At 67.4% G+C, this 6,736-nt stretch carries 4 protein-coding genes and 2 pseudogenes; 3 read left to right on the top strand and 3 right to left on the bottom strand.

Features of this window, described 5'->3' with window-relative positions:
* The first annotated feature begins 113 nt into the window (after positions 1-113).
* A pseudogene (locus tag WMK75_RS17725) lies at positions 114-2,054 on the top strand (DUF2793 domain-containing protein).
* A gap of 387 nt (positions 2,055-2,441) precedes the next feature.
* A complete protein-coding gene (locus tag WMK75_RS17720; protein WP_347268912.1) occupies positions 2,442-2,627 on the top strand; it encodes a hypothetical protein in 186 nt (61 codons plus the stop codon).
* A gap of 45 nt (positions 2,628-2,672) precedes the next feature.
* Here WMK75_RS17720 and WMK75_RS17715 read toward each other — a convergent pair whose 3' ends face one another.
* The 3 genes from WMK75_RS17715 to WMK75_RS17705 form a co-directional block, all read right to left on the bottom strand.
* Complete coding sequence (locus WMK75_RS17715; RefSeq protein WP_347268911.1) at positions 2,673-3,539, bottom strand: hypothetical protein; 867 nt, start codon at positions 3,537-3,539, stop codon at positions 2,673-2,675.
* Between the two features lie 14 nt (positions 3,540-3,553).
* A complete protein-coding gene (locus tag WMK75_RS17710; protein WP_347268910.1) occupies positions 3,554-5,548 on the bottom strand; it encodes a hypothetical protein in 1,995 nt (664 codons plus the stop codon).
* 308 nt (positions 5,549-5,856) lie between these two features.
* Positions 5,857-6,036 (bottom strand): hypothetical protein, encoded by a 180-nt coding sequence (locus WMK75_RS17705; RefSeq protein WP_347268909.1) that lies wholly within the window; start codon positions 6,034-6,036, stop codon positions 5,857-5,859.
* 360 nt (positions 6,037-6,396) lie between these two features.
* Here WMK75_RS17705 and WMK75_RS17700 point away from each other — a divergent pair.
* Positions 6,397-6,736: pseudogene (locus WMK75_RS17700) on the top strand (hypothetical protein); the annotation flags it as partial.

The following is a 6,736-nucleotide window of genomic DNA, read 5'->3' as shown; positions in this document are numbered from 1 at the left end:
GGCGCGCCGTTCGGTCCCGGCCAGACGCTGGCGATCCGCATCTACCAGCTCTCAAACCGCCTCGGCCGCGGCACGCCCGCGTCCGTTACCCTCCAATTCTGAAGGGACAATCCATGTCCGACGCCACGACCCATCTCCTGCTGCCCTACATCCTTGCGGCGCAGGCGCAGAAGCACGTCACCCACAACGAGGCCCTGCGGCTCATCGACGCCATGGTGCAGCTCTCGGTCCTCGACCGCACGCGCAGCACGCCCCCGGCCAGTCCCGCCGATGGCGACCGGCACCTCGTGGCCTCCGGCGCCACCGGCCTCTGGGCCGGGTGGGACCTGAACATCGCCTTCTGGGTCGATGGCGCGTGGATCCGGCTGGTGCCGCGAACCGGCTGGCTGGTCTGGGTCGCGGCCGAGGGGCTGTTCCTGGTCTGGACCGGCAGCGCCTGGCAGGTGGTGGGCGAACCGCGCGACGTGTCGGATGCCGTCTTCAGCCTCGTCAACGATGCCGATCTGACGAAGAAGGCGACCATCTCTCTGGCAGGGATCAGCGCCGGGACCACGCGCAGTTTCACGCTGCCGAACACCTCGTCGGAACTGGCGATCCTCGCGGGCACCCAGACTTTCACCGGCAACAAGACCTTCTCCGGCACCCTGACGGCATCTGGGACCCTGACGGCATCTGGGACCGTGACGGTCTCGGCGGCCAGCGCATCGATCGGCACGGCAACGACGACCGCCACCTACGGCTTGGGGACCGGGGCGACGACCACCGGCGTCACCAAGACCGTGAACCTCGGAACCGGCGGCGCATCCGGATCGACCACGGTCGTCAACATCGGCTCGGCAACCGCCGGGGCGGGCGGCACGACTGTCGTGAACACGCCGACGGTCACTTTCGCCAATGCCGTCACGCAGGTCGGCATGCCGCAAGCAAACCTGACCGCGTAGCTCTTGGGCCTCGGCGGGGCCACGGCCGACAGTTACAACCGTCTCTCCGTCAACACGCCCGCGGTGCTCCTGAACAACGCGGGCGCCGGGATCGAGGCGACGGTCAACAAGGCTGCGCCCGCCAACGATGCCAGCTTCGCGTTCAAGACCAACTGGTCGGCGCGCGCACTGATCGGCCTTCTCGGCAGCGACGATTTCAGCTTCAAGGTCAGCCCGGATGGCACGGCCTTCTACGAGGCGATCCGCATCGACCGTACTACCGGTCGGATCGAGATGTACGAGCCCGTGGTGCTTCCGGCGCTCGATGCCGTCCCCGCCCCACCGCCGAGCGGCAAGCTCGCCGTCTATGCGCGAGACCGTGCCGGGGCCGGATGGCTCGACGTTCAGCGCCCCTCGGGGCGGTTCTTCCCGCTGCAGCCGCATTTCGGGGTCAACCGGATCGCGACCTGGGCGCCGTCCACCGGCACGACCGTCAACACCAACGGCATGCCGCGCACGGCCGTCGGCACTGTTGCCACGCCGACGCTCGCCACGACGAACCTTTCGACCTCTATGCGTCGCTGGCGCGTGACTAGTGCCGCCACCGCCGATGCGGCGGCCGAGGAACGCTCCGCCGGCTGGGCCTGCTGGCGCGGCAACGCGGCTAGCCTTGGCGGCTGGACCTTCGTCACGCGGATTTCGCTGACGACCCTGCAGGCAACCGGCATGGGGTTCTTCGGGCTCTACGGCTCGACTGCGGCGCTCGCCACCACGCTGACGCTTGCCGCGGTCGTCAACTGCATCGGTATCGGCTTCCAGCGCGGCACGCACACCCGCTGGCAACTGGTCGCGAACGATGGAACCGGGGCCCCGACGCTGACCGACATGGGCGCGAGTTTCGGCATAGCGACGGGTGGGGTGTTGACCCTGTTCATCGCGGCAGCGCCCAATGGCAGTTCGGTCTGGGTGCGGGTGGTCGACGAGGTTTCCGGCGCCGTCTTCGAGCAGGAGATCACCGCCGACCTGCCAGCCGCGACGCAGTGCCTGTCGCCGCGGCTCTACATGAACAATGGCGCGACAGCCGCCGCCGTCGCTTTCGACTGCGCCGGAGTCTATGTCGAGACGGACTACTGAGCCGCCCGTGGGCCCCCGCCTGAGATGCAGCCATGAACGGCGTCGCCTCATCCGATCCCGAGCTCGGAGGATGACCTCATGACGCCATCGTAGCGCCGCCGGCCTGTCGGACGCGAGCTCGACGTGCGGTGTCCGACATCCCGATGGAGATGGATGAGGTGGCCTGCTTGGACGGCGCGCGCCTGCCTCTGGTCTGCGCCGCGTCGTGTTGCCCCTGTGTCGGCCCGTCTTTGTGACCACCTTTGTCTTTGGCTTCATCATCGCCTGGAAAGAATTCCTGTTCGGCCTGATGCTAACCGCGCAGAACGCCGTGCTGGTAACGGTGGGTGCCTCGTTCTTCTTCGCTACCTCGGGCGGGGGGTGCAATGGGAGAGGGCGGCGGCGGTGATGATCGCCGCCGCCCTACCGCCCCTGGCGCTCGGCCTTGTCATGTACCGCTGCATCAGCGGGTCGATGATCGCGAGGGCGATCAAGGTGGGACGGGTGCGGTTCGCCAGGGGCGCAAGCAGCAGAACCTTTGCCGTCCCGGACTTGATCCGGGACCTCCATCTTGTCTCGCGTGACCAGGGGTGAGGTCACGGGGCTCGGCCGGGGACGGCAGGGAGGATGCGGGCCGCTTCATTCTGCCCCCACAACCTCCACCGTGGTTTCCGCGGACAGATCGCCGCGCGTTACGGTCAGGGTGTGCGTGCCGGGGGACAGGGTGGCGAGGATCGCCGCACCTTCGCCGAGCGCGCCGTCGAGGGACGACGACCAGGTCATGCTGTCGAAACCCGGGGCGTGCTCTTCCATATGCCAGGCCTGCGCCATCAGGTGGACAGCGCGGTCGCCGGGGTGGGATGTGGCGGGTGCGGGTGCGATCAGCCAGAGGCGCCAGCCTTTGGGCGGGACAGAGTAGGGGGCGGACAGAACCTCGACCGAGTGCAGCCCGTTGCTGACCCTGAGTTGCAGCAGGCCGCCGTCAGACCCGGCCAGGCCGTCGGTATCGAACTCGATCACCCGCGCGCTGGTGGGCAGCGACAAGGGCCGCCATGACCGTCCTTCATCAACGGAATAGCCAAGGACTGCGGCCAGATCGTCGCCCTCGCCCTCCCACGCGACGGCCACGCGGCCCTTGGTCAGGGTCTCGGGCCATGTCACCGCGGGTTTGAAATCGCGGGCGTCCTTGGCCTGACGCTCCAGCAGGATGCGCCCGTCGGTGAGGATGCGCAGCCCCTGCGCCTCTTCCGGGAACGCGACGCAGCCGACCGCCATCCGCGCCGCCGCGCGCCCGAAACTGTCGGCCGCCGGATAGGCGCAGGGGTCGCTGATGGCCACATGCGTGGTCGCGACCGGCCGGCCGCCCACCGCCAGCGCCTCGACGACCAGAGTCATGCCTTTGCCGGGTTCCGGCGGTTTGTCGGTGTTGTCGTAGTCCACGATGAAACCGGGCAGCAGTTCGAACGTCTCTCCTGCCCAGATGCCGCTGAAGGTCAATGCGCGCATAATCCGTCCTCCGTTCAGCTGATGGGGACCGAGTTGTAGAAATGGTCCCAGTGCTCGACCGAGGGCCAGGGCGGGTTGCAGTAGGTCATCGCTTCGGGTGACATCGCGGGCCGGATCGTGCGCCGCACGACGTTGACGCCCGGGTCGCTGATGGTGAGCACAAGCCGCCCGTCAAAGGGCCCCGCAGGTTGCCGCCCCGGCGTGCCGCAATTCATATGCAGCAGGCCGAAGGCGTGGCCAAGCTCATGGACCCACAGATCCTCGTTGCCTGCCCCTTCCCGCGCGATCATCGACGGCACTGTCAGGCCCGCGCGCGGCAGGGCCATGCCGCCCCAGGGATACGCAGGTTCGGCGGGCACCGCCCCGACGCGGACGCCGCCGGTGGGCTGGGACGAGAACAGGAACACCATCGTCGTCAGCCGTGCGATCAGCCGTTCCCATGACAGGACCGTGCCCGGCATCAGGCTCTCCCACGCGGCGAGCGTGATCGGGATGGCCGGGTTGAAGGTGAAGCCGCCGAATGCGAAGGGCTGCTGTTCGGCGGGCCCGGCCATGGCGGCGGCAAACCCCGCAAGCGTCGGCTGCGCGACCGTCACGAGCGGGTCGCTGATCAGGAAGGGCAGGATCGTCTGCTGCGCCTTCGCCTCGAACGCAACGGTGGTGGTGCCCGCCGTCCAGGCGACCGGCGGCGCGCCGATCGGGCCGGGCACTTCGGCCACCACCCGGAAGCGCACATTGCCGGTGCAGGCCGACGGCGGCACGTCGAAGTTGGTGGAATCCGTCAACAGGTCGCGGTTGGGCGAGGGGACGGCGACGCCCGACCCGCCCCAGGGCGGCCCGCAATTCGTCATCGCACCGGTGTCGAGGTTCTCGGCAATCAGAGATGACTTTAGCGTGGTCACTCGGTTCGGGCCGGACCCGAAATTGAACCCGTCGGTCAGGCCGCTGTCGATGAAGGCACGGACGGCAGTCTGCCGGTTCGCGGTCAGCCGCACCGAATTGTCTGCCCTCTGGATCGATTGCACCACCTCGATCCGCGTAACGCTGAGGACCGGGCGGGCCGTCATGTCGATGGTGGCCTCGGCCGAGATGCTGCCGCATGAATTGATGGCGGTGAGGCGATAGACGCCGTGGACCGGTGCCAGACCGCTGATGGTCAGGGGCAACGATCCCGCCATCGGCAGGGGAAAGGGCAAAGTCAGGACCGGGCCATTGCCGCTGATCCCCGTGATGGTGACCTGATCGGCATTCAGCACGTTCCAGTTGAGCGCCGTCTGGCCGTTCTGCGGAACCGAGTCAGGGATGAAGCGGAACGTCGTAATGTCGGGTACGCCCGCTTCCTCGATCCGGTTGATGTCCCCGGCAAGGCAGGGCGGGCAGGGGGCCAGCGCGAAGTTGACCTTCTGGAACCCGCGCCCCCAGACATGCCCGACCGCACCGAAGCAGGCGATCATTTCGCCCGTTACATTCTGCAAGGGCACAAAGCTGCCGCCTCGGACAAAGCCCACGCAGCCCGGGCCGATGTCGGAGGGCGCAACGATGGTGATGGCCGTATCGCTCCAGCTTTGGACCTGCGCCTCGCGGCAGCCGCCGCCGCGCTTGGGCACATATACAAGGGTACCTGCGGGCTGCGTCGCGCCAAAGCCCGACCCTTGGATCGTCAGCCACCCGCCGGGGCAGATTTTCTTGGTCGAGAGCCCGGTGATCCCGGTCGCGTCCGACGAGGCGGCAGAGTTCGCCCAACGCCCCAATTCCAGCACCGCCCCGAGCACGCCCGCAAAGCAGTTGCGCATGATGAAATCGTCGATGGGTTCAAGGAACTTGGGCGGGATGTTCACGTCCGGGTCGAACGGCCGGTCGCCCAGAAGGCCGCCTTTCAGCCACAGGCTTTCGGCATCGACGGCGCAGGCGGTCAGGACCAGCCTGCGGGCGAGGTCGTGATCCAGCTTGCCGGACATCCCGAGCGCAAGCGCACCGGACACGAGCAGCCCCGCCGCCTCGGCCCGCAACCCGTCCAGATCGGCGCTGTCGCTCGGCCCGAAGAGGCGCAGCTGCATGTCCGGCGTGCGCTCGCCCGACATCACCGGATTCTTGAGCAGCATCCGGCTGAGTGTGCGGGCGCTGCCGGCGGGAAGGGTCAGGGCGGGGGGCTCTTCGTCACGCCAGGACGCGATGCGAAAGGTTTCCTCGACGAAATAGCGCGCAGACGAGAGGGGCGGTGTCATCGACGCCTCCATGCTGAAGTCGCGGGCCGTCAAAAAGAACTATAGCTAAGATAACACAATGCAGGCTCTTCACGCAATCTTTAGAGTCTGACTCAGAAGTCCCTGTAGCGTGCGATCCGGCGTGCCATGAGCTTGACCATGGCGATCTGGAAGAGGGCTCGCACAGTCTCGGCGGCGCGCTCGACGTCGCGAGCGAGGCGTCGGTTGATGCAGGCCCAGGCGAAGGTGCGCTCGATGACCCAGCGCTTGGACTGGACGACCGAAACCGCCATCGGTGCGCCTGATAATCTCGACCAGTCACCCCTTTGCGGCTGACGGGCGTAGGTCCTTTCGGGTACGCTTTGCGCCGACTACGGCGCGATCCCCGAGCCAAGGCGGGCTTTGCCGGCTTCCTCAGCGCGATCCAGTCGAACGACCGTACTCAGGCGGAGCCGGGCGAAGAGGTAGACGAGGCCGTGGAACGTCGTGGCGAAGCGACGCGCCTACTTCAGCCGCAACGACTCGACGAAAACGTCTATATAGGCGCCATCAGCCTCGATTGGCACCAGCGGCACTTCGGCTAGACCCGCACGCCCGGCGCTGACGGCACGACTGTAATCAACACGCCTACCGTCGCCATCGCCGCCGGCGGCGTGCTGACGCTCTTCATCGCCGCTTCGCCGAACTCGACCTCGATGTGGGTGCGGGTGGTCGACGAGGTGAGCGGCGCGGTCTTCCAGCAGGAGGACGCCGCCGACTTGCCTGCCGCGTACCAGTTCCTGGCGCCACGGCTCTCCATGAACAACGGCGCCACCGCGGCCGCCGTCGCGTTCGACTGCTCGGGCGTCTACCTCGAAACCGACTTCGGATCCGACCATCCGACCAGTGTCAACATTCCATGCCGATCCACACTTTGGGGCACCTCGAAAAATTGCCCTGACCGGGCGGCCGGGGTAGGTGTCAGAGGTATCCGGCAGGTGGAGCGTAACGATG

Source organism: Paracoccus sp. (in: a-proteobacteria), assembly GCF_039808215.1.
GTDB lineage: Bacteria > Pseudomonadota > Alphaproteobacteria > Rhodobacterales > Rhodobacteraceae > Paracoccus.
This window is presented reverse-complemented; position numbering and strand designations above follow the sequence as displayed.

Bases quoted from the DNA above. Each gene is read 5' to 3' on its own strand.
- WMK75_RS17715 (WP_347268911.1), bottom strand. From the start codon at position 3,539: ATGCGCGCATTGACCTTCAGCGGCATCTGGGCAGGAGAGACGTTCGAA.
- WMK75_RS17705 (WP_347268909.1), bottom strand. From the start codon at position 6,036: ATGGCGGTTTCGGTCGTCCAGTCCAAGCGCTGGGTCATCGAGCGCACC.
- WMK75_RS17720 (WP_347268912.1), top strand. From the start codon at position 2,442: ATGATCGCCGCCGCCCTACCGCCCCTGGCGCTCGGCCTTGTCATGTAC.